Here is a 26,102-nt window from a genome sequence, read left to right as displayed (position 1 = left end):
GGTGGTTGCGGGTTCCTTCCACCACAATGCGCGATTAGGTGTTACCAAAGACTGTACGGAGCCCGAAATGGCCTTTTTCAAAAAGCTTAAAGATCGCTTGTTCAAATCGTCCTCAAAGATTGAGGAGGGGTTGGATGCCATTGTGGAAGATGGCGGGGTTGAGGAAGAGGCCCAGTTTGACGCGCAGGCCGGGACGGATGCGGCGGAGGCTGCGCAGAAGGCCGCAGCCGAACAGGCAAAACGGGACAAACTGGAGGCAGACGCGGCTGCAGCGGCTGAGGCCGCGGCGCAAGCCGAAGCGGCCCGTCAGGCGGAGGCCGCAGCCGCCGCCCTGCGCCGCCAAGAGGAGGTGGATCGCGCCGAAGCGGCCCGTCAAGTCGCCGAGGACGAAGCGGCCCGCGCCGCGGCGGCCGCCCAAGCGCAAGCCGATGCCGACGCATTGGCCGCCGCCGAAGCCGCACGTGTGGCCGCAGAACGGGCCGCAGCCGAGGCCGAAGCGGCCGAAGCGGCCCGCCAAGCCGAGGTCGCGGCCCGCGCCGAAGCCGACAGACAGGCCGCCGAACAAGAGGCCGCCCGCAAAGCCGCCGAAGACGCCGCCGCCCAGCGAGAGGCTGAGCGGGTTGAGGCCGCCGCCGCGCAAGAGGCCGCAAAGCCTGGTCTGTTGGGCCGCCTTCTTGGACGTGGTGACAAGAAAACGGTTGTCCGGCGTGAATTGGACGACGACATGCTGGAACAGCTGGAGGAGTTGTTGATCAGCGCCGATATGGGCGTCGACACAGCCCTGCGCGTGACGGCAAACATGGCCGAAGGACGGTTCGGCAAACGGCTGTCCACGGCTGAGATCAAGGGGCTACTGGCCGACGAAGTCACCCGCATCATGGAACCCGTGGCGCGGCCCATGCCCCTTTACCCGACCAAGCCGCAAGTGGTCTTGGTGGTGGGGGTCAACGGATCGGGCAAAACCACGACGATCGGCAAATTGGCCAGCCAGTTTCAGGCGGCGGGCAAAAAGGTTGTGATCGCGGCGGGGGATACGTTCCGCGCGGCGGCTGTGGAACAGCTGCAGGTCTGGGGCGCGCGCGCGGGCGTGCCGGTTTTGACAGCCCCCGAAGGGTCCGACCCTGCGTCGCTGGCGTTTGATGCGATGGAGCAGGCGGCGCGCGACGGGGCTGATCTTTTGATGATTGATACGGCGGGGCGGCTGCAAAACCGTGCTGATTTGATGGAAGAGCTGTCAAAGATCGTCCGTGTTATCCGCAAGAAAGACGCGGACGCGCCGCACAATACGTTGTTGGTGCTGGATGCCACGACAGGGCAAAACGCGCTGAGCCAGGTCAAGACGTTTCAGGAGTTGGCGGATGTGACGGGTTTGGTGATGACCAAACTTGATGGCACCGCCAAGGGCGGTGTGCTGGTGGCGCTGGCGGATAAGTTCGGCCTGCCGATCCATGCCATCGGGGTGGGCGAACAGATCGACGATTTGGCCCCGTTCGACCCTGAGGATTTCGCCGCCGCACTGATGGGGACTGATCGTTGAGGGGCGCACTTTTTGCCTTTGCCTGTATGGTGGCCGCGCCGGTGTCGGCCTTTGATCTGATGACCAAACCAATGTGCAAGGATGTCTATCAGAGCTTCGCAGATATGATCGCGCCGGGCGATGATCTGACGTCTGTGATGGTGCAATCTGTGACGGTCACGCCCGACGGCTGGTGCCTGATCAACGGCGCTGATCTGGGGTTTGAGGACGTGGATTTTGACACCTTTATGTGGCGGATGGACGACACGGCGCGCTGGACGGCGGATGGCATTCCGCCCCTTGGGCTTGAGGTTCGCGCCATCGGATTGGACCCTCGTGAGATGCAAGGCGGCGGGCCGGACAGGCCCTTTCTGACCCTAGAGGCCCTGCTGCGCCAACAGCCGGAGGCGGGCCAAGTGATCGTGGAACGGGCGGCCTTATACAACGACGCGGGCGATGTTTTGACGGTGTCGGGGGTGTTTGAACGGCTGTTTTTGTCGTCCCCGTCGATGATGCAGGTCTCTGCTGGATCGGCGGCGTTCAAAAGCGGGCTGATCGGGGTGACCTTTGGCGGCACGGTGGAAAACCCGTTCGGGTTTGGTGTCGATGTCTCCGTGGCGGGGGATGCGCAGGCCCAACGGGAGGCTGCGTTTCGGTTAATCTCCCTGTTGCCGGTCGGCGTTGTGGATGATGCAAGCCGTGCTGAGATGATGGCCTTTGCGGGCGATTTGCCGCGGCCTGTCGGCACGTTTGAAGCCATCGTGACCTCCGACCGAGGACTGGGGATGATGCAGCTGGGCGCCAGTGCGGCCATGACCCTTGGCCAGCTGGGCGAGGTCACCGAAGCGGAGGAACGTGCGGGTCTTGCGGTGCTGCTGGACGGCATCACCCTGCGCGCCGACTGGACGCCTGCCGCACAGGTTGCCGATTGACCGACTGGCTGGTCGGCATCGCGGGCACGCCTGAGGGCGCGCGGCTGGCCACGGCACTGGCGCTGATGTCGGCGTTGGCCCATGCGGTGTTCGGGGCGCTTCAAAAAGGGCGACATGATCCGTGGCTGATGCGCGGGTCGATAGACGTGTGGTTGGTCGTCATTTCGGCGCCGGTGGCGCTGTTTTTGGTGCCGTGGCCGGACCAGACGACCTTTTTGATCCTGCTGGGCGCAATGGTGGTGCATTTTGCCTATAAAGTGACCGTCGCGCTGGCCTATGAACGGGCGGCCTATACGGTGGTCTATCCGGTCATCCGCGGCACGGGGCCGTTGGTGACCGTGCTGGGGGCGAGCCTGTTTTTCAACGAACATTTCACGGCCGTGCAATGGCTGGGCGTCGCGATTTTGTCGGGGTCCATGTTGCTGTTGGCGGGGCGCAATATGGCCGCCGAACGCATTGATTTACGCGGGCTGAAGATCGGGCTGATCTGGGCCTGTGCGGGGGGCATGTTGGTTGCGATCTACACCGTGTGGGACGCGTACGGAATCCGCCAAAGCCCTGATCCTTTTACGTTTTTGGCGTGGTTCTTCTTTCTAACCGCGCTTGATTTTCCGCTGCTGGCGGCGTGGCGCATCAGGCGATCTGGCGTGCCGGGTGGGGCTGCGTCCCTCGCGTGGCGGGGCCTTGCGGGGGCGTTGATTGCGTGGATCAGTTTTGGCGGTGTGATGATGGCCACGCGGCTGGACAAAGTGGGCGAGGCAGCGGTGCTGCGCGAAACCTCAACCGTGTTTGCGGCCCTGATCGGGTGGTTCATCATGGGCGAAACCGTGGGCCCGCGCCGCCTGATCTTGATGACGGGCATCGCTTTGGGGGCTGTAATCGTGGAACGGGGGGGTTAAGTGAGGGGCATGAGTGAACGCACCGTCAATCCCGTCTTGAAACAGGTCCTTGAACTGGGGCCTACGATTGCTTTTTTCCTGCTGTACCTGCGCATCCGCGATGATGTCTTTACGATTGGCGGGACAGAGTACACGGGATTTATTGTGGCCACGATTGTCTTTGTGCCCATCCTTTTGGTGTGCATGGGGATCCTTTGGGCGCTGACAGGCAAACTCAGCCGGATACAGGTGTTCACGGCCTTTATGGTGATATTCTTTGGCGGGCTGACCGCCTGGTTCAACGATGAGAGGTTCTTCAAGATGAAGACCAGCATCGTGAACGGGCTGTTTGCGGTGATCTTGGGCCTTGGTCTTTTGCGGGGCAAAAGCCTGTTGCAATGGGTGATGGGGGATATGATCCCCATGCAGCAAGAGGGGTGGATGATCCTGACCAAACGTCTGGCCTTGGCCTTTGCGGCACTGGCCATTGCCAACGAAATCGTCTGGCGCACCATGTCAACGGATGCCTGGGTGAAGATTGAAACCTTCGCCTTCCCGCTGGCGCTGTTTGTGTTTCTGTGGGCGCAGATTGTGATGCTGCAGCGGTACGTCATTGATCCCGAAGAGGATAAGGCGGCTTCGGGCGGCAACGACGGCTAGGACGCGTAGCTTTGTGAGGCGCGGATGAATTGCAGGCCGCTGTCTGACAATTTGTCGTCGAATTTCACGCCGGCCATTTTGCCTGTCTTCCATGTGACGGTCGCCCGGGTCTGACCAAAAGCATAGTCGACTGTCATGGTTTCCCCTTTAGAGAAGTCATCAACACCGATCAGACAGGCCCCCCCGACAGAGATGTTGCAGATGGTGCTGGGGTACATTTCAGGCCCCTTGCGCAAGACGACATCGAAATTGGCGGGGAAACGCGGGGCGCGGCCGGACATGAGGTGGCTCCTGATACGAACGGCACCAGATAACACCCTATTCCTTAATCAATGGTTAGTCGCGCTTGGAAAAAAGCGTGTTTTGCGCGTCTTTGTCTTTGCGGAAATCCCCGCGTTTTTCCGCGTGCAGGGCCCGACCGGCGATGACCGCCGGACGTGCGCCGACCTGAGCAAGCCAGCGGGCCAGATTGGGTTTGTCATCAAGGGTTTGCTGCTGGCCTTCCCACAGTGACGCCCAGCCCCAGATCGCCATATCCGCGATGGAATAGAAATCACCGGCGACATAATCGTGTTTTTCCAATTGCTTATCGAGGACACCGTAAAGCCGCGCGACCTCGGACCGGTAGCGGTCTTTGGCATAGGGCAGATCATTGGGCGGATCCATCGCGGGGGCGTATTTGAGGAAATGATGCGCCTGTCCGGCCATGGGGCCAAGCCCGCCCATCTGCCACATCAGCCATTGATCCACGGCAATCCTGTCCCGTTCTGTGGGGCCTCCGAACTGACCGGTCTTGCGCGCGAGGTATTGCAGGATCGCGCCGGATTCAAAAACGGAGATCGGCGCACCGTCCGGGCCGTTGGGGTCCACAATCGCGGGCATCCGGTTGTTGGGGGAGATCGCCAGAAATTCCGGTTTGAACTGATCGCCCGCGCCGATGTTCACAAGATGTGTGCGGTAGGGCAGGCCGAATTCCTCAAGCGCGATAGAGGCTTTCCAGCCGTTTGGGGTGGGCCAGAAATAGAGATCAATCGGGTCTTGTGTCATGTGTGCCTCCGCTGTGTAGAGCCACCATGACAGGCGCGTGACCGCCCGCCAAGAGGTGTTGACGGCTGCTGCGCCGCGGCGTATCCCGTCTGCAGTGGCGATTTGTTACCGGATTGCGGGCCACTTTAAACATGCCGCTAAAGAGGAACGGGCGCAGCCCCGATGCCTTTGCCGGTGTCGGGGTTTTGTTGTTCTAAGGGGACGGATCGTGGACAGATCAAACAAAGACACATCAAACAAGAGCACTTGGACAAAGCGGACCAAGGCCGTGCACGCAGGCACCCGCCGTAGCCAATATGGTGAGGTGAGCGAGGCCATCTACGTGACGCAAGGCTTCGTCTACCCCACAGCCGAGGCCGCCGAGGCGCGGTTTGAGGCCTTGGGCGAGGACGAGTTTATCTACGCCCGCTACGGCAACCCCACGGTGCGCATGTTCGAAGACCGAATGGCGATGCTTTTGGGCTATGAGGACGCGTTCGCCTGCACATCGGGCATGGCCGCCGTCTCAGGCGCGCTGACGGCGATGTTGAAGGCCGGCGATCATGTGGTGTCGAGCCGCGCGTTGTTTGGGTCGTGTTTGTATGTGCTGGAGGACATTCTGGCCCGGTTCGGGGTTGAGGTGACTTTGGTCGATGGCACGGACAACGCCGCATGGGATGCGGCCATCCGCGACGACACGCGGCTGGTGTTCCTTGAGAGTATTTCGAACCCCACGTTGGAGGTCGTTGACCTGCGCCATGTGGTGAAAGCGGCGCATGGCGTGGGGGCCTTGGTGCTGGTGGATGATGCCATGGCCACGCCGGTCTATTCCTATGCGGCCGAGTGCGGCGCGGATATTGCGATTGTGTCGACGACGAAACATGTGGACGGACAGGGGCGCATGTTGGGCGGCATTATCGCAGGATCGCGCGACCTGATCCGTGGCCCTGTTGAGGCCTATATGAAACACACGGGCGGCGCGATGAACCCGTTTACCGCATGGACCCACCTGAAGGCGCTGGAGACACTTGTGCTGCGCGTCAATCAACAGGCGGCCACGGCTGAGGCGATTGCAGTGGCGCTCGACGGGCACCCAAAGCTGGTTCATGTGCGCTATCCGACCCATGCCGCGCACCCGCAACACGTCCTTGCCCGCGCACAGGGCGAGACAGGCGGCACCGTACTGGCGTTGGAGGTGAAGGGGGGCAAAGACGCCTGTTTCAAATTCCTCAACGCGCTGGAATTGTTTACAATTTCGAATAATTTTGCCGACGCCAAGTCGATCATCACGCACCCCGCGACAACGACCCATCAGCGGTTGCCGCAGGATCAAAAAGACATTCTGGGCATCTCTGGCGGGATGGTGCGGCTGTCGGCCGGATTGGAAGATGCGGACGATTTGATTGACGACCTGAAGGCTGCGCTGGACGCCGTTTGATGGACATTCGCAGCTATGAGGCGGCGGATGCTGGGGCCTTGGCGCAGGTGTTTTATGCGGCTGTGCAAATTGGCGCCGCCGAGGTGTTCACGAAAGCGCAGCGCGACGCCTGGGCGCCGCGCCCACCCACCGCAGAAGACTGGGCCAAACGATTGGACCGGCTTGAGACCGTCGTGGCCCACGGTGCGACGGGACCCATCGGGTTTATGTCTGTCAATCTGGACGACGGGGATCTGGATCTGGCCTTTGTCGCGCCCGAAGAGCGCGGCACGGGTGTGGCCGCGGCCCTTTATGCCGTGATCGAAGGGCGTGCGCGTTCTGCAGGGCTGCGGCGGTTGCAGTGCCACGCCAGCCCGATGGCGCGGCGGTTTTTTGAACGCGCGGGCTGGACTGTCGTGCGGCCCAATCCGGTCGCGCGTCGGGGCGTCGTTCTGGACAATTGGGTGATGGAAAAACAGCTGGTCTGAGGGGCCAAAAAAAACGGTCGCGCGGTGAGGCCACTGTCGTTTTTCAGGTATTTTTGACCCAAAGAAGGGGCTGGTTTTCTGTCATAATCACCGTCATTTTACTGATCCAAGGGTGTCATAAGGGCGTAACAACCTATGTGTAAACGCGAGACTGACAATGAGACGGCGGTTGTGGCCGTCTCACGCGGGGCGACCGAGGGGGCCGGTATGAACATCCATTCCAAAGATCTTGATCGGGATTTGAGCCGGGAGGAGGCAGAGGCGGCCTTGGCCCTTTTGCGCCAATGGGCGGCGGACAAGACGGATGAAGAGGTGGCGAGCCTTGATCCATTGGTGTCGCGGCTGGTGCCTGGCAAAGAGGTGTCCAATTATCCGGCCTTGGCGCGGGCTTATCCTGAGGATTTTGCGGTTGATGAGGATTACAAAGCCTCGATGCCGGATTTGCAGAACGGGCCCAGCAGCCTGATCCGGGGCGCAAAGCGCGCGATCCAGCACGTGGGGATTTCCAATTTCCGTCTGCCCATCGGTTTTCATACGCGTGACAACGGCGATTTGACGTTGGAGACGTCGGTGACGGGCACCGTGTCGCTGGAGGCGGAAAAGAAGGGCATCAACATGTCCCGCATCATGCGGACCTTTTACAAACACGCCGAAGAGGTGTTTTCGTTTGAGGTGATCGCGCGGGCGCTGGATGCTTATAAATCCGATCTGGAAAGCTTTGATGCGCGGATCATGATGCGCATGTCGTTTCCCATGAAGGTGGACAGCCTGCGGTCCGGTCTTGCGGGCTATCAGTATTACGACATCGCGCTGGAGCTGATTGAGGCGGACGGGGTGCGCAAGAAGATCGTGCATCTGGATTATGTGTATTCCAGCACCTGCCCGTGTTCCTTGGAATTGTCAGAACACGCCCGCCAGTATCGCGGCCAGTTGGCCACGCCCCATTCCCAGCGCAGTGTGGCGCGGGTGTCGGTGGAGTTGGACCCCACGGCGGATGTGCTTTGGTTTGAGGACCTGATCGACATGTGCCGCGCGGCGGTGCCCACGGAAACGCAAGTGATGGTCAAACGCGAGGACGAACAGGCCTTTGCGGAATTGAACGCAGCGAACCCGATTTTCGTGGAAGACGCGGCGCGGCTGTTCGCAGAGCAGTTGCAGGCAGATGCCCGTGTGGCTGATTACCGTGTGATCGCGTCCCATCAGGAAAGCCTGCATTCCCATGATGCGGTGTCCGTGTTGACGGAAGGGGCCACGTTTGACGCCGAAAGCCTTGATCCGCGTTTGTTCCAGTCGCTGTTTCATGTTGGTTAAACCGAATTGGGCTTTATAAACGTCTGCACGGTCAATCTTGACCGCGTAGAGGAGTGAGAGGCAGCCATGGCGAGCGGAGTCTGGACCAGCATATTCGGCAAACGAAAGACCGAGATGCCGCGTTGGGAGGCAGAGATGATGTATTCGGGCGATCCGGATATCGTTGTCGCGCAAGGGTCCGATGTTATCCCGTGGCTCTCTCAGCAAGGGCCGGAGACCTGGCATGTGGTCGCGACGGGTTGGAATTACGGCTATGGGGTCGATCCGCTGCGTTGGATATTGACACAGCAGGCCTGTGATCGGGGCACTGCGGCGCAGGTGTTTTTGGTCGAGGGTATGGGGCACTGGCTGTGGGATGTGAGGGCGAACGCCAGGGTCTTTGACGACGACACCCATCTGTGCCGCCTGATCTTGGACCGGTGGGACAGCTATGGCGGGTCAGCGTTCCGACCCACTGTGCCTGTTCACGAAAATCAGTATCGCGACGCAAAAGCGATGCAGGATGCGCCGCCGCTTGCCGACACGCCCTTGGCCCAGATTTTGGACTACCAGGGGGAGGGGCAGGCTGTATCAAAATATGAGGCGATGGACGGAAAGATCGTCCAGTCTTTCGATCGCTGGCTGGACGGCAAGGGCATCACCCCCACCGACGAGATCTAACCTCAAAGGCCGTTTGGCGGCATATGCAGGGGGCCGGGCGGAGGCTAGCCCTCAATCATGTCGACGCGCGTGGCGTGGCGGCCGCCTTCGAACTCAGTTCCGAGAAACGCATCGACAATCTCAAGTGCGAGGCCTTCGCCGATTACGCGCGCCCCAAGGGACAGCATGTTGGCGTTGTTGTGCGCGCGGATCATGGCAGCAGAAAACGTGTCGGAACAGACACCGCAGCGGATGCCTTTGACCTTGTTGGCCGCCATCATGATGCCTTGGCCCGTGCCACACAGGATGATGCCCAGATCGGCCTCACCGTTCACTACGGCCTCAGCCGCGGCTTGGCCGTGCTTGGGGTAATGGGTGCTTTCTGTCGTTTGGGGGCCGATGTCGGTGACGTCGTACCCTTTGGCTTCGATATGGGCGGCGATGGTGCGGCGCAGGTCGATGGCGGCATGATCGGAGGACAGGACGACGCGGGGCATGGGATGTTCCTTCAGATGAGGCGTTGGGGGCGGTTTACCGGATTCGTGGGCCAAATCCAGCGTCTTGTTGGGCGGGCCTCGGCGTCTTTTTTTGCATCTGTGACCGCTTGACTATCGCAGCACGGAGGGCCAACCCTTCACCATGATCGACGCCCGCCCTGTAGGATATGTGATCGGCCTTTTGGTCGCGGCCCTTGGGGTCACGATGTTCGCGCCTTTGCTGGCCGACCTGATGGCGGGCAACGGGCATTGGCCGGTGTTTCTGGAAAGTGCAATTCTGACCATTCTGGTGGGGGGCCTTGTGGCCTTGGCCTGTCAGAATGGTGTTTCAGCGGGGCTGAGCATTCGGCAGACGTTTTTGCTGACCACGCTTGTCTGGCTGGCGCTGCCCTTGTTTGGGTCGCTGCCGTTTGTGCTGGGCGGGACGAACCTGACCTTCACGGACGGATTTTTTGAGGCCATGTCGGGGCTGACCACGACAGGAGCCACGGTTCTGACAGGGATCGAAGGGCTGCCTGAGGGGCTGAAGCTGTGGCGGGCAATCATGCAGTGGTTGGGCGGCATTGGTATCATCGTTGTGGCGATGGTGTTTCTGCCGGAGTTGAAGGTAGGGGGCATGCAGATTTTCCGGTCTGAGGCCTTTGATACCATGGGCAAAATCCTGCCCCGCGCCGCCGAGATCGCCAGCCGTATTTCAGTGGTCTATGTGGCGATCACACTGGCCTGTGCGGTGTGTTATTCGATTGTTGGCATGAATTCATTCGATGCGATCACCCATGCGATGACGACGGTGGCAACGGGCGGGATGGCCAATTACGACGCCTCGTTCGGGGCCTTTGGGGCGGGGCCGCATTACGTGGCGGTGGTGTTCATGCTTCTCGCCGCGCTGCCGTTTGTGCGGTATGTGCAGCTGATTTCGGGCGGGGGGGCTGTGCCCTTGTTGCGCGACAGCCAGATCCGGGTGTTCTTTGTGCTGATCTTCACGGTGACTCTGTTGATGACGCTGTGGGTCTGGCGGACGTTCCATGGCTTTTCCGAGGCGGGGTTTCGCGAGGCGCTGTTCAACGTGACCTCAATCATGACGGGCACGGGCTACGCCAACGCCGACTACATGCAGTGGGGCCCGTTCGCGGTTGTGATGTTCTTTTTCATCGGCCTGATTGGCGGCTGCGCGGGATCGACGGCGTGCAGCGTCAAGGTGTTCCGCTATCAGTTGCTGTTTGCGTCGATCAAGGCGCAGATCCGGCGCATCCACAGCCCGCATGGCATGTTCACCCCCCGTTATGAGGGCCGCCCGGTGAGTGAGGATGTCCTGAACTCGGTCATGGCGTTCTTTGTGGCCTTTATGGTGTCTGTGGGCGTGGTGGGCGTGGCTTTGGCACTGACCGGGCTCGATTTTATCACGGCCATTTCAGGGGCCGCGACGGCGCTGGCCAATGTGGGGCCGGGGTTGGGGCCCGAAATCGGGCCTGCGGGCAATTTTGCCGGCCTGTCGGACACGGCCAAATGGATTTTGGCCATCGCAATGTTGGTGGGCCGGCTTGAGATTATGGCCGTCCTGACGATCCTCAGCTGGCAATTCTGGAGGGCCTGATGGCAGGGCAAGGCATGCGACCCTTGGGGGCGCAAATTTCGCACATGTTAAAGGCGCGCGGCGTCGATGTCATTTTCGGCATCCCCGGGGTGCACAACCAAGAAATGTATCGCGGCATCGAAGAGGCGGGCATTACCCACGTTCTGGCACGCCACGAACAGGGGGCGGGGTTCATGGCCGATGGCTATGCGCGCGCTTCGGGCAAACCGGGGGTGTGTTACCTGATCACGGGGCCAGGGTTTGTAAACGCGATGACGGCGCTGGGGCAGGCGTATTCGGATAGCGTATCGGTGCTGGCCGTGGCGTCCTGTCTGGATGAGGTCGCGGCGCGCAAGGGGCAGTTGCACCAGATGCGCAATCAAGAAGAGGCGGGGCGCACCGTGTGTGACTGGTCAGCGACGGCCCATACGACAAGGGCGGCCTATGCGCTTGTCGACCGCGCCATGGGGGAGTTTGCGACAGCTCGTCCCCGCCCCAAGGCCATCCATGTGCCCATCGCCCAGCTTGAGGCACGGGCCGTGGATGCACCCGCAGCACCTGTTTTGGGGCAGCTGCCACAGGCCCCCGCCGCATCGGTTGAGGCGGCAGCACAGGCGATTGCCGCCGCCGACAAACCGCTGTTTATCTTTGGAGGCGGGGTGCGATCCGGGTTTGATGCGATCCGCGCGGTTCTGGACAAGACAGGGGCGGCCAGTGCCGTCACCTTTGCGGGGCGCGGAATGGTCGACAGCGCCGATCCGCTGTTTTTGGGCAGTGCGATATCGCGGCCTGATTTTGCGGATGTCGCGGCTGAGGCCGATGTGGTGGTGGCGTTGGGCACGGAACTGGCCGAAGTCGACATCTGGCGCGATGCGTTGGGGCATACCTGTCCCATGATCCGTGTGGATATCGACCCCGCCGTCACCGCAGGGTTGGGGCCTGAGGATCACGGCATTGTCGGCGACGCTGGTGCAGTTTTGCAGCGCTGGGCGGCGGCCCTGCCGCAGGGGGCCAAACCGTCGCGCTGGTCGGCTGACATGATCGCCAAACGGCGGGCCACCTGGCGGGCGGAGCTGGCCGCGGAGCGCCCTGGGATTGTGCCGCTGAGCGATGCATTGCGCGCGGGGATGCCTGACGACGCGATGATCTATTCGGACATGTGCCAACTGGCTTACGGCGCCAAAGAGGTTTGGGACATGCCCCGCCCCCATCATTGGCACCATCCTTCGGGCTTTGGCACGCTGGGCTACGCGCTGCCTGCGGCCATCGGGGGCGCTGTGGCACGACAGGGCCAGCCCACTGTCTGCCTGATCGGGGATTACGGGCTGCAATATACGATTGCTGAACTTGGCACGGCCGTGGAACTGGGCCTGCCGTTGGTCATTTTGCTATGGGACAATGGCAAACTGGGGGAGATCGAGGACAGCATGGTCCGCGCCCAGATCGCACCCAATGCCGTGATCCAGCGCAATCCCGATTTCCTCAAGCTGGCGGAAGCTTACGGCGCTTATGCGACGCAGCCCGCCACGTTAAACGACATTGCACCCGCGCTGCAGGCCGCCTTTGCGGCGGATCGGCCCACGGTGATCCGCCTGACGCCTGAGTGTGTCGGATCGGGGACGGGCGGGGCGGATTAATCCGCCCAGCAGCTGACCAGAACGGTCATGTCTGCGGCCATGTCGGTCAGGGCCTCCGGTGTCATGTAGGCGACGGAGGACGTTGTTGTCACCTCAATGCCTGCGTCCTGCGCCATGGCCACGATTTCTGTCGCATCGAGGGAGAAGGACACCTCAGGCGGCAGGGTCTGGCCGTTTTGAGGTATTTTGGGCAGCAGCATGCCCAACACAGCTCCGCCGTTGTCATAGACAGGGCCGCCCGCGTCACCGGCTTGGGCGAAAATCGACAGACGTTTGACCTGTTCTTCGCCGTTCAGGCCACGGATGTCGGCCAGCGTGCCGAAGGTCAGGGCAGGGGTCGTCAGCACGTTGCCATAGGGAAAGCCCGCCACAGCAACTTCGGCCTGAAGACGCGGCACGCCGGTCTGGAATTCCGCAACGGCAGGGGGCGCCAGCGCGGCGGTGGGGCGCAAGACCACAAGGCCGCGATTTTCGTCGGTGTGGGCGATGGTGGCGTCATGCTGCAAGCCGAGGGTGATTTGCGTGCAGTCGCCCACGGCCTCTGTCGTGGTCAAAACGTCACCTGCGGCGTTGATGAAAAAGCCGGAGCGGTCACGGATGGGTTTGCGGACCTCAAGCCCCGCGATCAGATCGATCGCCTGGGCCTCATCCGGGCGCGCAATGGCAGGATCAAGCACACCGTCAACGGTGGCAAAGCTGGCTTGCATTTCGGCCAACACACGGCGGCGGCGGTCGTCATCGCCCGCAGGCCAGACAAGGATGAAGCCCTTGATCTGTCCGCCCTCAAGCCGTGCCGTGACGTAGGTGTGACGCGTGCTGTCGGTGCCTTCGATTTCAAAGCTGCGGTCGCGGCGGCTGCGGGGGCCTTCGGTGGGGATGATCTCAAGCGTTTGAAGGATCTCATACAGGCCAAACAGACGGGTCTGGTCGCCGGGCTGGGAAATCAGAAGGACCTGTGCGTCAAGCTCACCAGAGGGGTCAAAGCGCGCGAACGGGGGCTCGTATTCCATGAACTCAACCACACCGGTGGGGATTTGCATCTCAATCCCGGTGGCGTCGTCGCGCACCAGTTGCAGGCCCATGCCGTCCAGAATGGCGTTGTAAGCGCCCAGAAGTTCCGCGCGCTGGGCGGTGGTCAGAACGCCCGTGACCTCATGGTTGTTGGCCTCTTGCCAGGCGGACATGGAGGCCCGCGTCCCGCGCCCATAGAGCCCGTCAATCGCGCCGTTGTAAACGCCCGCCCATTGCAGAGCGACCTGAAGCGCACGTTTCTGGTCACGGTCCAGCAGCTGTTCGCTGGCCTGAGCCTGTGCGCGGGTTTCATCAGGGATCTGGATGGGGTCAGGTTCGACGGGTGTGTCGGCGTCGGTTTGTGGGGGGGGTGTTGCGGCCTCAGCGTTGTTGGGCTGTTCGGGGGCCGCTGTTGCGCCGCCCACGGGCCAGAATTGCGTACGGAATCGGCCGCCATCCACAATGTAGCTGTCGGATGGGATCAAACGGGCCGCGCGCAAGCGACGCAGTTCGGTGTTTGCCTTGGCCGCGGAATAGGGGCCAAGGGCGATGCCATACCACCCGCCGGGCAAGGCAAAGCCCGTGACGTCCTCAACCCCTGCGGCGGAATACCCGCGGGCTGCGTCTTGTGCGCCGGTCAGGGTGCGCTGGGCTTCGATCTGGACCCAGACGGATTGTTGGGCAGCCGCCGGAAAAGCGGCAAAAATGCTGAAAATCAGAGCGTAAAAAAGGCGTGCCATAACGTCAAAACTGTCCTTCGATCACATGATCCGTCCGCATAAAGGGCGGACAGACCAGTTTTTACGCAAAGGCAGGCGAAATGGCACGCCGAAAAGACAGAGATCACAAGGATTTGGGCGGGTTTCGTGGCATTTGCGGCACTCTGGGCGCATTGACCCTGTGGGCGCAGGCCCCTAAACGGAGCGCAGAACCGCAAGAGGCATGCCATGACCAACACACCGCGCAGTTTTCAGGAGATTATCCTTAGGCTTCAGGACTACTGGGCCGCGAAGGGCTGCGCGATCATGCAGCCCTATGACCTGGAGGTTGGCGCAGGCACCTTTCACCCCGCCACAACCCTGCGGTCGCTTGGGTCTGTGCCGTGGGCTGCGGCCTATGTGCAGCCGTCGCGGCGTCCCACTGATGGGCGCTACGGGGCCAACCCCAACCGGTTGCAGCACTACTACCAGTATCAGGTGTTGATTAAACCCAGCCCGCCGGATTTGCAGGACCTGTATCTGGGATCCTTGCAGGCCATCGGCATCGACATGGACATGCACGACATCCGCTTTGTCGAGGACGATTGGGAAAGTCCGACGCTGGGCGCCTGGGGCCTGGGCTGGGAAGTCTGGTGTGACGGCATGGAAGTGTCGCAATTCACGTATTTTCAACAGGTTGGTGGACACGACTGTCACCCTGTGTCCGGTGAGCTGACCTACGGGCTGGAACGTCTGGCGATGTATGTTCTGGGCGTGGATCACGTGATGGATATGCCCTACAATGACCCAGACGCGCCTATCGCGCTGACCTATGGCGATGTGTTTTTGCAGAACGAACAGGAATACTCGCGCTGGAATTTCGACATTGCCGACACGGACATCCTGCTGAAGCATTTCGAGGATGCGGAGCGTGAATGTGCGGCGATTTTGGCGAATGAACAGATTGACCCCAAGACGGGCCTGAAAATCGTCATGGCTCAACCTGCCTATGACCAATGCATCAAGGCCTCGCATCTGTTTAATCTGCTGGATGCACGGGGGGTGATTTCTGTCACCGAACGGCAGGCCTACATCGGGCGGGTGCGTGCGCTGGCCAAGCTGTGCGCGGATGCCTTTGTGCAGACCGCCGCAGGGGGTGCCGCATGAACAAAACGCAATTTGCAATCGCCGCGATCATTGGGTCGGGCGTGCTGGCCGGCGCTGGAATGATCTATCTGCAAAACTACGCAGGCTGGGCAGAATTATCATCGCTTGAGGTTGGAGAAGTACAACTTCAGACGCTTGAGGGTGGGGAATTAGAGGCAATTATCGCGGAAAATGTAAAGGGTCTCGACACGGTGCAGGACGGTGTGCGCCTGTCTGGTGATCTGTCGTTTCGCGCCTGCTTTACCACGCCGCAAAGCCTTGCGATGCTTACGGAAACCTACGTGATTGCGGACAACGCCGAGCCGCTGACCACGGTGGGCTGGTTTGATTGCTATGATGCCCGCGAGGTGGGCCAAGCGATTGAAACGGGTGAGGCCGTGGCCTTTCGCGGCATGGAAAACATCTCATACGGGGTGGACCGGATGGCGGCTGTGTTCCCGGACGGGCGCGGCTTTGTCTGGCATCAGCTGAATGCGTGCGGTGAGGCGCTTTTTGCTGGCGATACCCCGCCAGAGACATGCCCCGACATTGCAGAATTTGAACAAACAGGGGCGGAGGACTGACCCATGCCCGATCTTTTGATTGAACTCTTCTCAGAGGAAATTCCAGCGCGGATGCAGGCCAAGGCGGCCAAGGATTTGCAGCAATTGGTGACCAACGGTTTGGTCGACGCAGGCCTGACCTACGCAAGCGCCGGGGCCTTTTCCACGCCGCGCCGCCTGACACTGTCGGTCGAAGGCCTGACGGCCGAAAGCCCCAACACCCGCGAAGAGCGCAAGGGCCCCAAGGTCGGCGCGCCGGATCCCGCAATTGATGGCTTTTGCCGGGGCGCGGGCGTGTCCCGTGACGACTTGCAGGTGCGCGACACCGGCAAGGGTGAGGTCTATTTTGCGGTCATCGAAAAGACGGGCCGCCCCGCGGACGATATCATCGCTGAGGTGCTTGAGGCGACGGTGCGCAGCTTCCCCTGGCCCAAATCCATGCGGTGGGGCAGTGGCAGCCTGAAATGGGTGCGCCCGCTGCATTCGATCCTGTGCATCCTGACCGATGAGGCCGGTGCAACGGTAGTGCCTGTCGATGTGGACGGGATCGTGTCTAGCGACGTGACCAAGGGCCACCGCTTTCTGGCGCCGGATGCATTTTCTGTTGTCTCTTTCGATGATTATGAGGCGAAGTTGAAGCGCGCCAAGGTCGTTCTGCGGGCCGATGAACGGGCGGATATGATCTGGTCTGAGGCGTCCAATCAGGCCTTTGCCGCAGGGCTGGAGCTGGTCGAAGACAAGGGCCTGTTGGCCGAAGTGGCCGGGCTGGTGGAATGGCCCGTCGTTCTGATGGGCACCATCGCGGAAGACTTCCGCAGCCTGCCGCCCGAGGTTTTGACCGCCTCGATGAAAGAGCACCAGAAGTTCTTTTCCGTGCGGGACAAAACCGGCCAAGTCGTGCGGTTCGTGACCGTCGCCAACCGCGAAACGGCGGACAACGGGGCCACGATTTTGGCCGGTAACCAGAAGGTGCTGTTTGCCCGTTTGTCGGACGCGAAATTCTTTTGGGAAAACGATTTGCGGGTCGCCAAAAAGGGCGGCACGGAATGGACAGATGCCCTGCGCAAGGTCACGTTCCACAACAAACTGGGCACGGTGGCCGAATTGGTGGACCGGATGGCGAAACTGTCAGCTGAAGTGGCGCCGCTGGTGGGCGCCGACGCGGATGAGGCCGAGGCGGCGGCGCGGTTTGCCAAGGCGGATCTGTCGTCTGAGATGATCTATGAATTCCCCGATCTTCAAGGGCTTATGGGGCGGTATTACGCCAAAGAAGCGGGCCTGTCCGATGCTGTGGCCGCTGCGGCTGAGGAACATTATTCCCCGCTGGGCCCGTCCGATGACGTGCCAACCGCACCGGTGTCTGTGGCCGTGGCGTTGGCGGAAAAGCTCGATAAACTCACCGGGTTTTGGGCGATTGATGAAAAGCCGACGGGGTCGAAGGACCCGTTTGCGCTGCGGCGTGCGGCGCTGGGCGTGATCCGATTGGTGTTGGAAAATACGCTGACATTGAAGCTGTCGGGTTTTGTGAAGGACGCCGACCTCCTCTCCTTCTTCCACGACCGCCTCAAGGTCTACTTGCGCGATGAGGGGATCAGCCATGATGTGATTGACGCGTCATTGGCGATGCCGGGGTCGGATGATTTGCTATTGTTGGTCAACCGCGCCCGCGCGCTGGCGGCGTTTTTGAAGACCGATGACGGTGAAAACCTGATCCAGGGCTTCAAACGCGCCAACAACATCCTGTCACAGGCCGAAGAGAAAGACGGCGTGGAATATTCCTTTGGCGCGGACATCAAATTTGCCGAAGAGGATGCGGAAAAGGCGCTGTTTGCGGCCCTTGATGCTGCGGATGCAAAGATCGCGCCCGCCATGGCGTCTGAGGATTTTGCCGCCGCCATGTCCGCGATGGCGGACCTGCGTGCGCCGATTGATGCCTTTTTTGAAGCCGTTCAGATCAACGCGGACACAGAGCTTTTGCGGCGTAACCGTCTGAATCTGTTGCACCGTATCCGCACGATCTGCCTGAGTGTCGCAGACCTTCGAAAACTTGAGGGCTAACGTCAACTTGATGTTACACTTGCCCTGTCCGCGCAGCTGATTATGGTGCGCGGCGGAGGAGTGCTGCGGTGCAGAAAGTAATTACACTCAAGGATTTGTGCCTTGTCACCAAGACCGCGCCGATGGCCGCGGACATTCATGGTGGGCGGGCGAAATGTCTGCAGCGGCTGATCCGGCTGGATATGCCGGTGCCGACCACGGTGGCGCTGTCGTTTGATGCGGTGCGCGCGATTGCGGGTGGTCAGGCCGTGGATACGCCGCAAATCCTGCGTCATTTTGAGGAGGCGCCGTTGCTGTCCGTGCGCCCCTCCAGCATGGATCCCGATTGGGGCGGGCCTGGGGCCATGCTCAACATCGGGATGAACGACGCCAAACATGCGGAATTGTCTGAGGCGCTGGGGGCAGAGGCGGCCACGCGCATCTACATGCGATATATCCAGTCTTTCGCGGTTGAGGTCGCGCGGCTGGACCCTGAGGAGTTTTATCTGCCCGATCATCCGTCTGCGGATGCCTTGCGCGCGATGCTGAACACCTATGAGGCCGAGATGGACGCGGAATTCCCGCAAAACGTCGCAGAGCAGTTGGCCGAGGTGCTGCGGTCCATGGCGCGCACCTGGGAAGGCACGACCGCGCGCCTGTTGCGGCAAGCCAAGGGCGCGCCTGCGGATGCGGGGCTGGGGCTGGTTGTGCAGGGCATGGCGCTGGCCGTGGGGGAGGGCGTGTGTGGATCTGGTGTCATCCAGTTCGTCGACAGCGCCACGGGCGCAGAACAAATCAACGGCCGTTTCGTGCCGCAGGCCCTGCATTCCGAAACGCTGCGCGATGCCAAGGACGCGCTGTTTCTGACACGTGATCCGCGCGGGCCATCGTTGCAGGATCAAGCGCCCGAGGCCTTTGCCACATTGATTGAATTCGGCGCTTTGGGGCGATTGCGTCTGCGCGAGGAAATGGAGATCAAGTTCATTTTGCGCGACGGCCAGTTGACCATTCTGGACGCGGTGCGTGTGCAGCGCAGCCCGCAGGCCGCCGTGCGGATCGCCGTTGATCTGGCCGAAAGTGGCGTGATCCCGCGACAAGAGGCGGTGATGCGGGTGCAGCCTGCGGCCCTGTCTGAATTGCTGCACCGTCAGATTGCGCGGGATGCCACCCGCGATGTGATCGTGCGCGGCATTCCGGCCAGCCCCGGTGCGGCGCGCGGCCAGCTTGTCTTTAGCGCCAATGAGGCGCAGGCCAGTGCCGCCCGTGCTGAGGCCTGCGTGTTGGTGCGCCGCGAAACCACGCCCGAGGACATTCGCGGCATGCATGCCGCCGCCGCTGTCGTCACCCTGCGCGGGGGCATCACAAGCCATGCCGCCGTGATCGGGCGGGGCATCGGTCTGCCGTGCATTGTGGGGGCGGGTGATCTGGACGTGGATGAGCGCCACCGCACCATCACGGCCCCCGACGGGCGGGTGTTTGCCGCCGGTGACATTGTGACGGTGGATGGCACGACCGGTCAGCTGTTGGCGGGGGAGCCTCGGATGTTGGAGGCCGCGCTTGATGATGCGTTCCAGACGCTGCTGTCCTGGGCGGATGATGTGCGCGATATTGGCATTCGGGCCAATGCTGACACGCCTGCAGATGCCAAGACGGCCCATAATTTCAAGGCGCAAGGCATCGGGCTGTGCCGAACGGAACATATGTTCTTTGACGGCGACCGCGTGGATCTGATGCGGGAGATGATTTTCGCGGACACCGCGCAGGGCCGCGCTGCGGTGCTGGAACGGCTGATGCCGCTGCAACGGTCTGATTTCAAAGAGCTGTTTCAGATCATGCAGGGGCAGCCTGTTTGCATTCGTCTGTTTGACATGCCGCTCCATGAATTCCTGCCCGCGGGTAAATCCGGCCTGCGCGATCTGGCGGAGCTGTTGGATGTGCCCATGGCCGAGGTCACCGCGCGGGTTGAGGATTTGACCGAATACAACCCCATGTTGGGCATGCGCGGCGTCCGGCTGGGCCTGACGGTGCCCGAGATTTACGACATGCAGGCGCGTGCGATCTTTCAGGCCACCGTGGCCGTGTCCGATGAGGGCAATGTTGTCGTCCCTGAGATCATGGTGCCGCTGGTCAGCGCCAAACGTGAGGTGGAATTGATCGAAAGCCGCATCGAATCCGTGGCGGCGGCGGTGCGCACAGAAACCGGCGTTGATTTTGATTACAAACTGGGTGTGATGGTTGAGACGCCGCGTGCCGCGATGCGGTCGCAGGATATTGCGGAACATGCGACGTTCCTGTCGTTCGGCACCAACGACCTGACGCAGATGACATACGGCCTTTCACGGGATGACGCGGGCCGCTTTATGTCCGATTATGTCAAGCTGCGTGTCTATGAAGAGGATCCGTTCCACACCCTTGATCTGGACGGTGTGGGGGAGTTGTTGAAGCTGGGCGCCGAACGGGGACGCGCAGGCAGACCTGATGTGACTTTGTCGATTTGTGGCGAACATGGCGGCGACACGGCGGCCATCGCTTTTTGTCGTGCGCAGGGCTTTGACTATGTTTCATGTTCGCCGTTTCGCGTGCCGGTTGCGCGGCTTTCCGCCGCCCAGCTGGCCGTCAAAGACAAAATCGGGCGGTAGGGCCGCAGGCCGCGCGTATAAAGATATCTTTGGTTTCAAGGCGCTAGGCCCGACGCTCCCTGATCCTAGGTGGCCAGATCGCAATTGCGTGATACGCAGCTTTGACGCAGCTGGGGTGGGTGGACGAAGCCGGTTGAACCTTTTAAAGACGCCCAAGATTGCGCGGACCGCCGCGCGTTATTGGGGAACGGGTATGTTCAAAGCGATGTTCGGGCGCTGGGTGCGCCTTGCAGGTGCGGGTTTGGCTGTTGCGGCCAGTGTGACTTCAGCACAGGCGGATGAGGTTCTGGCCGCGCGGCTGAGCGCGCTTCTGGGTCAGGAACGCACAGCGATTGCAGAGGTTCCATCGGCCCGTGTGGCGGCATTGACGGCCTTGCCCCCCGCATCGGCGCGCAATATCCCGACGGCACCTGACATCATCACCTATGACAACGCTTTCCTTGCCTCCCAGCCGACAGCATCTGGCGGCGAACAATGGCGCTGCCTGGCGGAGGCCCTGTATTTCGAAGCGCGCGGCGAAAGTGCGCGGGGCTTGTTTGCGGTGGGCGAAGTCATCATGAACCGTGTGGACAGCGCCCGCTTTCCAAGCACGCTGTGTGGTGTGATCAACCAGGGCACTGGGCGCATCTACGCCTGCCAGTTCACATACACCTGCGATGGGCGGCCCGAACAGATCCACGAACAGGCCTCATGGGAACGGGTCGGAAAGGTGGCCCGCCTTCTGATGGATGGCGCCCCTCGTGAACTGACCGATGGGGCGCTTTATTATCACACCCGCGCGGTGAACCCTCGCTGGGCGCGAATCTTTCCGCGCACCACCACCATCGGCGCACACCACTTCTACCGCCAAGGCTAAAACAGGTCGCGATTGGAGGGGCAGGCGGCGCTGCTTGCCCCTTGTTTGTGGGCACTCCTCTTAGTATCCGAGCGAGATCGGATGTAAGGACGCGACATGAGCAGCGACACGAAATTGGCCTTCGCCCACCCTGCGGAACGGGCCGAGGCCACGGCGCCCGAGGGCAGTGGCGGCCTGCGCGACCGTATTTCCCTGCGTGATTACATTCTTGAGGTTGAGATCGGTGCATTTCAGCAAGAACGTGGGGCTTTGCAACGCATCAAGTTCAATGTGGTGGTCGAGGTCGCGGCGCTGACGGGCCCGATCGACGACGATGTGGACCGTATCCTCAGCTATGACCGTGTGACCGAGGCCATTGATATAGAGTTGGGCGCAGAACGTCTGAACCTTTTGGAAACGCTGGCCGCCCGCGTGGCGGAGCGGATTTTGCTGGAACCTCAAGCCTTGCGGGTCTTCGTGCGGATCGAAAAGATCGACCGCGGGCCGTATTCGCTTGGGGTTGAGATCGTACGCGAAAAGGGCGGCAACCCTGAGGCTGCGGTGGAAACGGTTGAGGATCCGCATCCGCGGGTTGTGTATTTGTCGAATGCGGTGATGGCGTCGGACGCGGTTGCCGGTGTGATCGACGAGATGGCCGCAGGCGACGCGCCGGTTATTTTCTGTGTCGGCGCGGCGGAAATTGCGGCCCCTCAGGCAGCGGTGGAGCAAGCCCAACGTCGCATTGATCTGCTGGCGATTGAGCAAAACGCCTGGGTTCTGGCGGGCCGTGACAAACGGTGTGTCGTCGTGGGCACGATGACCGAACTGGATTGGGCCATGAAGAACGGCCAAATCTGTGTCTGGGCCCCGTCCAAGATGGTTCTGGATGCCGTCGATGGGCCAAGTGCCGAGCCTGCGGATGCACGGGCGCTGGCGGCATGGTTCGCGAACCATATGCAGGCTTGTGAATTGGTCATTGCAGGCGGGGCGGCCCCCGATACAGCCCATGCGGCGGACGTTCCGGTGCGGGTGTTATGACCTACTGGCGTGCGATCCCGCAGACGGATGGGCACCGGCCCAAGGGCGCTGAGCGGCTGGCCGGTGGCTGGACGTGGGTGAGCCATGTGGAGCGGATCGAACGGGGTGGCGCCCGGACCCTCGTGCCGCTGCACGAGACCCCGAGCGCGGTAATCGAGCGATTGACGGCATGCCGCGCGTCTGTGTCTGGCCTGTCGATGGACACGCCACGGCTGATGGGGATCTTGAACGTCACGCCCGACAGTTTCTCGGATGGGGGGCTGTTCAACGCGCCTGATGCGGCATTGGCGCAAGCGCGGGCAATGGTGGCGGAGGGGGCAGATATCCTCGACATTGGGGGGGAAAGCACACGGCCGGGGGCGGCTTTTGTGGACGAGGCCGACGAGATTGCCCGCACAGCCCCCGTGATTGCCGCGATCCGGGCCGCAGACACCACGCCCATATCCATCGACACGCGCAAAGCGCCTGTGGCGCAGGCCGCGCTGACGGCGGGGGCCGATGTGGTCAATGACGTGGCGGCCTTCACCTTTGATCCGGCCATGGCAGAGGTCACGGCAGCCGCCGGTGCGCCATGCTGTTTGATGCATGCGCAGGGCGATCCTGCCACGATGCAGGACGATCCGACCTATGAAGATGTGGTGCTGGACGTCTATGACTTTCTTGAGGCCCGCGTGGCCGTGGCCGAGGCGGCAGGAATTCGCCGTGATCAGATCATCGTCGATCCGGGTATCGGGTTTGGTAAGACGTTGGATCACAACCTTGTCCTTCTCAAAAATCTGTCAATCTTTCATAGCCTTGGCTGTGCGATTTTGCTGGGGGCATCCCGCAAACGGTTCATCGGAACCTTGGGGGCCGCGCCCGAGGCCCGCGACCGTGCGCCCGGTTCCATCGCGGTGGCGCTGCATGGGGTGCGTCAGGGTGTGCAAATCTTGCGCGTCCATGATACCAAAGAGACAAGACAGGCGCTGAGCCTGCACATGGCAGTAAGTTAGGGCGACCCACATGGCACGTAAGTTTTTTGGCACCGACGGCGTACGGGGCACGGCAAACCAGTATCCGATGACCGCTGAGATGGCATTGAAAATCGGGGCCGCAGCGGGCCGGTATTTCCGCAACGATGGCAGCAATGGGCACCGCGTGGTGATTGGCAAGGACACGCGTTTGTCCGGTTATATGTTCGAAAGCGCGCTGACGGCGGGGCTGACCTCTACGGGGATGAATGTGCTGCTTTTGGGGCCGGTGCCGACCCCTGCGGTGGGCATGTTGACGACCTCCATGCGGGCTGATCTGGGCATCATGATTTCGGCCAGCCACAACCCCGCGCAGGACAACGGAATCAAGTTTTTCGGGCCTGATGGGTTCAAGCTGAGCGATGAGGCGGAGGCGGAGATTGAGGCGTTGCTTGAGGGTGAGATTGCCCCCGCGCAGGCCCAGAACATCGGTCGCGCCAAACGCATCGATGATGGGCGGTTCCGCTATGCCGAACGCCTGAAGGGGACGCTCGGGGGCAAATCACTGGCGGGTCTGAAGGTTGTGATTGATTGCGCCAATGGCGCAGCACACCGTGTCGCCCCCGAGGTTTTGTGGGAGCTTGGCGCGACAGTGATCCCCGTGGGCAATGCGCCCAATGGCTGCAACATCAACGAAGGCTGCGGATCGACTGCGCCGCAGACGGCGGCAGAGGCGATTGTGGCCCATGGAGCGGATGTGGGCATCTGTCTGGACGGTGACGCCGACCGCGTGATGATCCTTGATGAGACTGGCAAAGTGGCCGATGGCGACCAGATCATGGGGCTTTTTGCCCACCGCTGGGCGCTGACAGACCGGCTGCGCAACGGAACGTTGGTGGCGACTGTGATGTCAAATCTGGGGCTGGAGAGGTTCTTGACGGACAAGGGGCTGCATCTGAAACGCACCGCTGTGGGCGACCGGTATGTGGTTGAGGCCATGCGCGCGGGCGGGTTTAATCTGGGCGGCGAACAATCGGGCCACATCGTGATGACCGATTATGCCACCACGGGTGATGGGCTGCTGGCGGGGCTGCAATTTCTGTCTGCGATGATTGAGACGGACCAATCGGCGTCCGCATTGGCGCAAGTCTTTGAAACCGTGCCGCAAATGCTGAAAAATGTGCGGTACGCGGCGGATGCCGATCCGCTGGGCGCGTCATCGGTCAAGGCGGCAATTGCGCAGGCCGAGGCGGATTTGACAGGCAAGGGGCGGTTGTTGATCCGTAAATCGGGAACTGAGCCGCTGATCCGTGTCATGGCCGAATGCGTGGACGACGGGCTGTTGCATACTGTGGTTGACGGTATTGTGGCCGAGGTGGAGGCCGCGGCCTCCGTTTCGGCCTAGCCGCGCAGACCGCGCAAAACGCCACGGAGGCTGGCCCATTGGCTGACAGCAAGGCCGCACAGGATCAGGGCGAGGGCCACGAAAAACCGGATGGGCAGGGCCTCTGACAGGATCCACGCGCCGAAAACCATGGACCAGACGGGGACCTGATAGTTCACCAACGTCATGAACACGGACCCGGCGGTCCGGATGACCTGCACGCGCAGAAGCGCGGCAAGGGCGGTGGGCACTAGGCCAAGAAAGATGATCGCCGTTCCAGCACGGTCTGTGGTCCAGGCGGGCACGCCCTCAAACACCAGCATGGCGGGGATCAGGCAGACCGCACCCACCACCAAAGTCAGCGCGGCCATGGCGATGCTGTCGACGGGCGGGCAGCGGCGGGTCAGCACGCTGGACACCGCATAAGACAAAGAGGCCGCCACGCAGGCCAGCTGCGCCAATGCCACGCTGCCCTCGCCAAAATCAAACGCACGCGGGCCGATCAACACGGCCGCGCCGCAAAAGCCGATGGTGACGCCCAGTGATTTGCGCAGGGACATCTTTTCATCGGTGAACAGATGGGCCAGCGGGAACACAAACAAGGGCAGCGCGGCCATGGAAATGCCCGCAAAGGCGGACGGCACATATTGCTGGCCCCATGACAGCAGGGCAAACGGAAGGGCGGTGTTCAAAACGCCGATCACCAAAAGGTAGGTCCAAACCCGGCGGTCGCGTGGCATTTCGCGTCCCATCAGGCGCACCAACACCAGAAGGGACACCGCGCCCAAAGTTGTCCGCGCGCAGGCCACGGTGAGGGGGCCGTACCCCTCAAGCGCGATGGCAACGACCATAAACGTGGCCCCCCAAATCAGGCCAAGCGCGAGAATAGACAGCCAGTTGGCTAGGGTCGGGGGCGTGGCCACGGTGGAACCTCAGACTTGAGCGGGACGTTAAGAGGGCAATACCTAACTGGAAACACATATCCTTCAAGGAGGATTCACTATGGAGACCCTACCCCTCGTTTGGCTTTTGCCATTGGCCACATTCGCATTCATCATCGTGTTCGCCCTTTGGAGCCGTAGGCGCACCAAAGAGCTTGACCACACGCGGTATGAACAAAGATCATCGCTGGCCAAAGATGGCCCCGGCCCCAACCCCGTGGGCCCTGATAAATAAGGGCCATTGGTCTGCTTTGACCGCAAAAAAAAGGGCGCCCGTGATGGGGCA

Annotated in this window: 24 protein-coding genes and 1 riboswitch; of the genes, 19 read left to right on the top strand and 5 right to left on the bottom strand. The window is 61.5% G+C overall.

The window, feature by feature from the left end:
• Window positions 1-67: 67 nt before the first annotated feature.
• From ftsY to PSJ8397_RS04295, 4 genes are read left to right on the top strand one after another with little or no spacing between them, the layout of a single operon-like run.
• Complete coding sequence (gene ftsY, locus PSJ8397_RS04310; RefSeq protein WP_085863288.1) at window positions 68-1,537, top strand: signal recognition particle-docking protein FtsY; 1,470 nt, start codon at window positions 68-70, stop codon at window positions 1,535-1,537.
• The gene (locus PSJ8397_RS04305) at window positions 1,534-2,448 is read left to right on the top strand and encodes a hypothetical protein (RefSeq protein ID WP_143515337.1); all 915 of its coding nucleotides are present in this window, start codon (window positions 1,534-1,536) and stop codon (window positions 2,446-2,448) included. Before ftsY ends, PSJ8397_RS04305 begins: the two co-directional genes overlap by 4 nt.
• The gene (locus PSJ8397_RS04300; protein ID WP_085863286.1) at window positions 2,445-3,347 is read left to right on the top strand and encodes a DMT family transporter; all 903 of its coding nucleotides are present in this window, start codon (window positions 2,445-2,447) and stop codon (window positions 3,345-3,347) included. The genes PSJ8397_RS04305 and PSJ8397_RS04300 overlap by 4 nt, the downstream gene beginning before the upstream one ends.
• A gap of 9 nt (window positions 3,348-3,356) precedes the next feature.
• Window positions 3,357-3,986: an inner membrane-spanning protein YciB gene (locus tag PSJ8397_RS04295; protein ID WP_085863285.1), complete on the top strand. Its 630-nt coding sequence runs from the start codon at window positions 3,357-3,359 to the stop codon at window positions 3,984-3,986.
• On the opposite strand, the gene PSJ8397_RS04290 is transcribed toward PSJ8397_RS04295, so the two are convergent.
• Window positions 3,983-4,267: a PilZ domain-containing protein gene (locus PSJ8397_RS04290; RefSeq protein WP_085863284.1), complete on the bottom strand. Its 285-nt coding sequence runs from the start codon at window positions 4,265-4,267 to the stop codon at window positions 3,983-3,985. The genes PSJ8397_RS04295 and PSJ8397_RS04290 overlap by 4 nt on opposite strands.
• A gap of 55 nt (window positions 4,268-4,322) precedes the next feature.
• On the bottom strand, window positions 4,323-5,033 hold the full coding sequence (locus tag PSJ8397_RS04285) for a glutathione S-transferase N-terminal domain-containing protein (protein ID WP_085863283.1): 711 nt from the start codon (window positions 5,031-5,033) through the stop codon (window positions 4,323-4,325).
• Between the two features lie 84 nt (window positions 5,034-5,117).
• A riboswitch (SAM riboswitch) is annotated at window positions 5,118-5,195 on the top strand.
• Window positions 5,196-5,241: 46 nt separating this feature from the next.
• Between PSJ8397_RS04285 and PSJ8397_RS04280 the strand changes: the two genes are divergently transcribed.
• From PSJ8397_RS04280 to PSJ8397_RS04265, 4 genes are all read left to right on the top strand, one after another.
• Complete coding sequence (locus PSJ8397_RS04280; RefSeq protein ID WP_085863282.1) at window positions 5,242-6,450, top strand: aminotransferase class V-fold PLP-dependent enzyme; 1,209 nt, start codon at window positions 5,242-5,244, stop codon at window positions 6,448-6,450.
• The gene (locus PSJ8397_RS04275) at window positions 6,450-6,917 is read left to right on the top strand and encodes a GNAT family N-acetyltransferase (RefSeq protein WP_085863281.1); all 468 of its coding nucleotides are present in this window, start codon (window positions 6,450-6,452) and stop codon (window positions 6,915-6,917) included. The genes PSJ8397_RS04280 and PSJ8397_RS04275 overlap by 1 nt, the downstream gene beginning before the upstream one ends.
• A gap of 207 nt (window positions 6,918-7,124) precedes the next feature.
• Window positions 7,125-8,228 carry a GTP cyclohydrolase FolE2 gene (folE2, locus tag PSJ8397_RS04270; protein ID WP_200811286.1) on the top strand — a complete coding sequence of 368 codons (1,104 nt, stop codon included), beginning with the start codon at window positions 7,125-7,127 and terminating at the stop codon, window positions 8,226-8,228.
• A 66-nt stretch (window positions 8,229-8,294) separates the two neighbouring features.
• Window positions 8,295-8,888 (top strand): DUF4274 domain-containing protein, encoded by a 594-nt coding sequence (locus PSJ8397_RS04265; RefSeq protein ID WP_143515336.1) that lies wholly within the window; start codon window positions 8,295-8,297, stop codon window positions 8,886-8,888.
• A 44-nt stretch (window positions 8,889-8,932) separates the two neighbouring features.
• Here the strand turns inward: PSJ8397_RS04265 and rpiB are convergent, their stop codons facing one another.
• Window positions 8,933-9,364 carry a ribose 5-phosphate isomerase B gene (gene rpiB / locus PSJ8397_RS04260; RefSeq protein WP_085863278.1) on the bottom strand — a complete coding sequence of 144 codons (432 nt, stop codon included), beginning with the start codon at window positions 9,362-9,364 and terminating at the stop codon, window positions 8,933-8,935.
• 142 nt (window positions 9,365-9,506) lie between these two features.
• On the opposite strand from rpiB, the gene PSJ8397_RS04255 reads away from it, so the two are divergent.
• Entirely contained in the window at window positions 9,507-10,958 is a 1,452-nt protein-coding gene (locus tag PSJ8397_RS04255) for a TrkH family potassium uptake protein (protein ID WP_085863277.1), read from the top strand.
• 44 nt (window positions 10,959-11,002) lie between these two features.
• Entirely contained in the window at window positions 11,003-12,574 is a 1,572-nt protein-coding gene (locus PSJ8397_RS04250; RefSeq protein ID WP_235000568.1) for a thiamine pyrophosphate-binding protein, read from the top strand.
• Here PSJ8397_RS04250 and PSJ8397_RS04245 read toward each other — a convergent pair.
• Window positions 12,571-14,325 carry a serine protease gene (locus PSJ8397_RS04245; protein WP_085863276.1) on the bottom strand — a complete coding sequence of 585 codons (1,755 nt, stop codon included), beginning with the start codon at window positions 14,323-14,325 and terminating at the stop codon, window positions 12,571-12,573. The two genes, PSJ8397_RS04250 and PSJ8397_RS04245, sit on opposite strands and share 4 nt — an antisense overlap.
• Window positions 14,326-14,532: 207 nt before the next feature.
• Between PSJ8397_RS04245 and PSJ8397_RS04240 the strand changes: the two genes are divergently transcribed.
• The 8 genes from PSJ8397_RS04240 to glmM all read left to right on the top strand — a co-directional run bounded on the left by PSJ8397_RS04240 (window position 14,533) and on the right by glmM (window position 24,896).
• Complete coding sequence (locus tag PSJ8397_RS04240; RefSeq protein ID WP_085863275.1) at window positions 14,533-15,450, top strand: glycine--tRNA ligase subunit alpha; 918 nt, start codon at window positions 14,533-14,535, stop codon at window positions 15,448-15,450.
• Window positions 15,447-16,013: a DUF6446 family protein gene (locus tag PSJ8397_RS04235; RefSeq protein WP_085863274.1), complete on the top strand. Its 567-nt coding sequence runs from the start codon at window positions 15,447-15,449 to the stop codon at window positions 16,011-16,013. Before PSJ8397_RS04240 ends, PSJ8397_RS04235 begins: the two co-directional genes overlap by 4 nt.
• A gap of 3 nt (window positions 16,014-16,016) precedes the next feature.
• Window positions 16,017-18,050 carry a glycine--tRNA ligase subunit beta gene (gene glyS / locus PSJ8397_RS04230; protein ID WP_085863273.1) on the top strand — a complete coding sequence of 678 codons (2,034 nt, stop codon included), beginning with the start codon at window positions 16,017-16,019 and terminating at the stop codon, window positions 18,048-18,050.
• Between the two features lie 68 nt (window positions 18,051-18,118).
• Window positions 18,119-20,668 carry a putative PEP-binding protein gene (locus PSJ8397_RS04225; RefSeq protein WP_085863272.1) on the top strand — a complete coding sequence of 850 codons (2,550 nt, stop codon included), beginning with the start codon at window positions 18,119-18,121 and terminating at the stop codon, window positions 20,666-20,668.
• Between the two features lie 193 nt (window positions 20,669-20,861).
• Window positions 20,862-21,524 carry a cell wall hydrolase gene (locus PSJ8397_RS04220; protein ID WP_235000567.1) on the top strand — a complete coding sequence of 221 codons (663 nt, stop codon included), beginning with the start codon at window positions 20,862-20,864 and terminating at the stop codon, window positions 21,522-21,524.
• Window positions 21,525-21,620: 96 nt separating this feature from the next.
• Complete coding sequence (locus PSJ8397_RS04215) at window positions 21,621-22,541, top strand: dihydroneopterin aldolase (protein ID WP_085863271.1); 921 nt, start codon at window positions 21,621-21,623, stop codon at window positions 22,539-22,541.
• On the top strand, window positions 22,538-23,533 hold the full coding sequence (folP, locus tag PSJ8397_RS04210) for a dihydropteroate synthase (protein ID WP_085863270.1): 996 nt from the start codon (window positions 22,538-22,540) through the stop codon (window positions 23,531-23,533). Before PSJ8397_RS04215 ends, folP begins: the two co-directional genes overlap by 4 nt.
• A gap of 10 nt (window positions 23,534-23,543) precedes the next feature.
• On the top strand, window positions 23,544-24,896 hold the full coding sequence (glmM, locus tag PSJ8397_RS04205) for a phosphoglucosamine mutase (protein ID WP_085863269.1): 1,353 nt from the start codon (window positions 23,544-23,546) through the stop codon (window positions 24,894-24,896).
• On the opposite strand, the gene PSJ8397_RS04200 is transcribed toward glmM, so the two are convergent.
• A complete protein-coding gene (locus tag PSJ8397_RS04200) occupies window positions 24,893-25,798 on the bottom strand; it encodes a DMT family transporter (RefSeq protein WP_085863268.1) in 906 nt (301 codons plus the stop codon). The genes glmM and PSJ8397_RS04200 overlap by 4 nt on opposite strands.
• Window positions 25,799-25,877: 79 nt before the next feature.
• Between PSJ8397_RS04200 and PSJ8397_RS16790 the strand changes: the two genes are divergently transcribed.
• Window positions 25,878-26,051, top strand: a complete 174-nt coding sequence (locus tag PSJ8397_RS16790; RefSeq protein ID WP_143515335.1) for a protein BatD — start codon at window positions 25,878-25,880, stop codon at window positions 26,049-26,051.
• The last annotated feature ends 51 nt before the right edge of the window (window positions 26,052-26,102 follow it).

The sequence above is a fragment of the Pseudooctadecabacter jejudonensis genome, assembly GCF_900172275.1.
Classification (GTDB): domain Bacteria; phylum Pseudomonadota; class Alphaproteobacteria; order Rhodobacterales; family Rhodobacteraceae; genus Octadecabacter; species Octadecabacter jejudonensis.
This window is presented reverse-complemented; position numbering and strand designations above follow the sequence as displayed.

What these genes read in the sequence shown, in the direction of transcription:
- PSJ8397_RS04275 (WP_085863281.1), top strand. Translation starts at nt 6,450, where the DNA reads ATGGACATTCGCAGCTATGAGGCGGCGGATGCTGGGGCCTTGGCGCAG.
- glmM (WP_085863269.1), top strand. Translation starts at nt 23,544, where the DNA reads ATGGCACGTAAGTTTTTTGGCACCGACGGCGTACGGGGCACGGCAAAC.
- PSJ8397_RS04240 (WP_085863275.1), top strand. Translation starts at nt 14,533, where the DNA reads ATGACCAACACACCGCGCAGTTTTCAGGAGATTATCCTTAGGCTTCAG.
- PSJ8397_RS04285 (WP_085863283.1), bottom strand. Translation starts at nt 5,033, where the DNA reads ATGACACAAGACCCGATTGATCTCTATTTCTGGCCCACCCCAAACGGC.
- PSJ8397_RS16790 (WP_143515335.1), top strand. Translation starts at nt 25,878, where the DNA reads ATGGAGACCCTACCCCTCGTTTGGCTTTTGCCATTGGCCACATTCGCA.
- folP (WP_085863270.1), top strand. Translation starts at nt 22,538, where the DNA reads ATGACCTACTGGCGTGCGATCCCGCAGACGGATGGGCACCGGCCCAAG.
- PSJ8397_RS04255 (WP_085863277.1), top strand. Translation starts at nt 9,507, where the DNA reads ATGATCGACGCCCGCCCTGTAGGATATGTGATCGGCCTTTTGGTCGCG.
- PSJ8397_RS04250 (WP_235000568.1), top strand. Translation starts at nt 11,003, where the DNA reads ATGTTAAAGGCGCGCGGCGTCGATGTCATTTTCGGCATCCCCGGGGTG.
- PSJ8397_RS04265 (WP_143515336.1), top strand. Translation starts at nt 8,295, where the DNA reads ATGGCGAGCGGAGTCTGGACCAGCATATTCGGCAAACGAAAGACCGAG.
- PSJ8397_RS04220 (WP_235000567.1), top strand. Translation starts at nt 20,862, where the DNA reads ATGTTCAAAGCGATGTTCGGGCGCTGGGTGCGCCTTGCAGGTGCGGGT.
- folE2 (WP_200811286.1), top strand. Translation starts at nt 7,125, where the DNA reads ATGAACATCCATTCCAAAGATCTTGATCGGGATTTGAGCCGGGAGGAG.
- PSJ8397_RS04215 (WP_085863271.1), top strand. Translation starts at nt 21,621, where the DNA reads ATGAGCAGCGACACGAAATTGGCCTTCGCCCACCCTGCGGAACGGGCC.
- ftsY (WP_085863288.1), top strand. Translation starts at nt 68, where the DNA reads ATGGCCTTTTTCAAAAAGCTTAAAGATCGCTTGTTCAAATCGTCCTCA.
- glyS (WP_085863273.1), top strand. Translation starts at nt 16,017, where the DNA reads ATGCCCGATCTTTTGATTGAACTCTTCTCAGAGGAAATTCCAGCGCGG.
- PSJ8397_RS04245 (WP_085863276.1), bottom strand. Translation starts at nt 14,325, where the DNA reads ATGGCACGCCTTTTTTACGCTCTGATTTTCAGCATTTTTGCCGCTTTT.
- PSJ8397_RS04290 (WP_085863284.1), bottom strand. Translation starts at nt 4,267, where the DNA reads ATGTCCGGCCGCGCCCCGCGTTTCCCCGCCAATTTCGATGTCGTCTTG.
- PSJ8397_RS04295 (WP_085863285.1), top strand. Translation starts at nt 3,357, where the DNA reads ATGAGTGAACGCACCGTCAATCCCGTCTTGAAACAGGTCCTTGAACTG.
- PSJ8397_RS04235 (WP_085863274.1), top strand. Translation starts at nt 15,447, where the DNA reads ATGAACAAAACGCAATTTGCAATCGCCGCGATCATTGGGTCGGGCGTG.
- rpiB (WP_085863278.1), bottom strand. Translation starts at nt 9,364, where the DNA reads ATGCCCCGCGTCGTCCTGTCCTCCGATCATGCCGCCATCGACCTGCGC.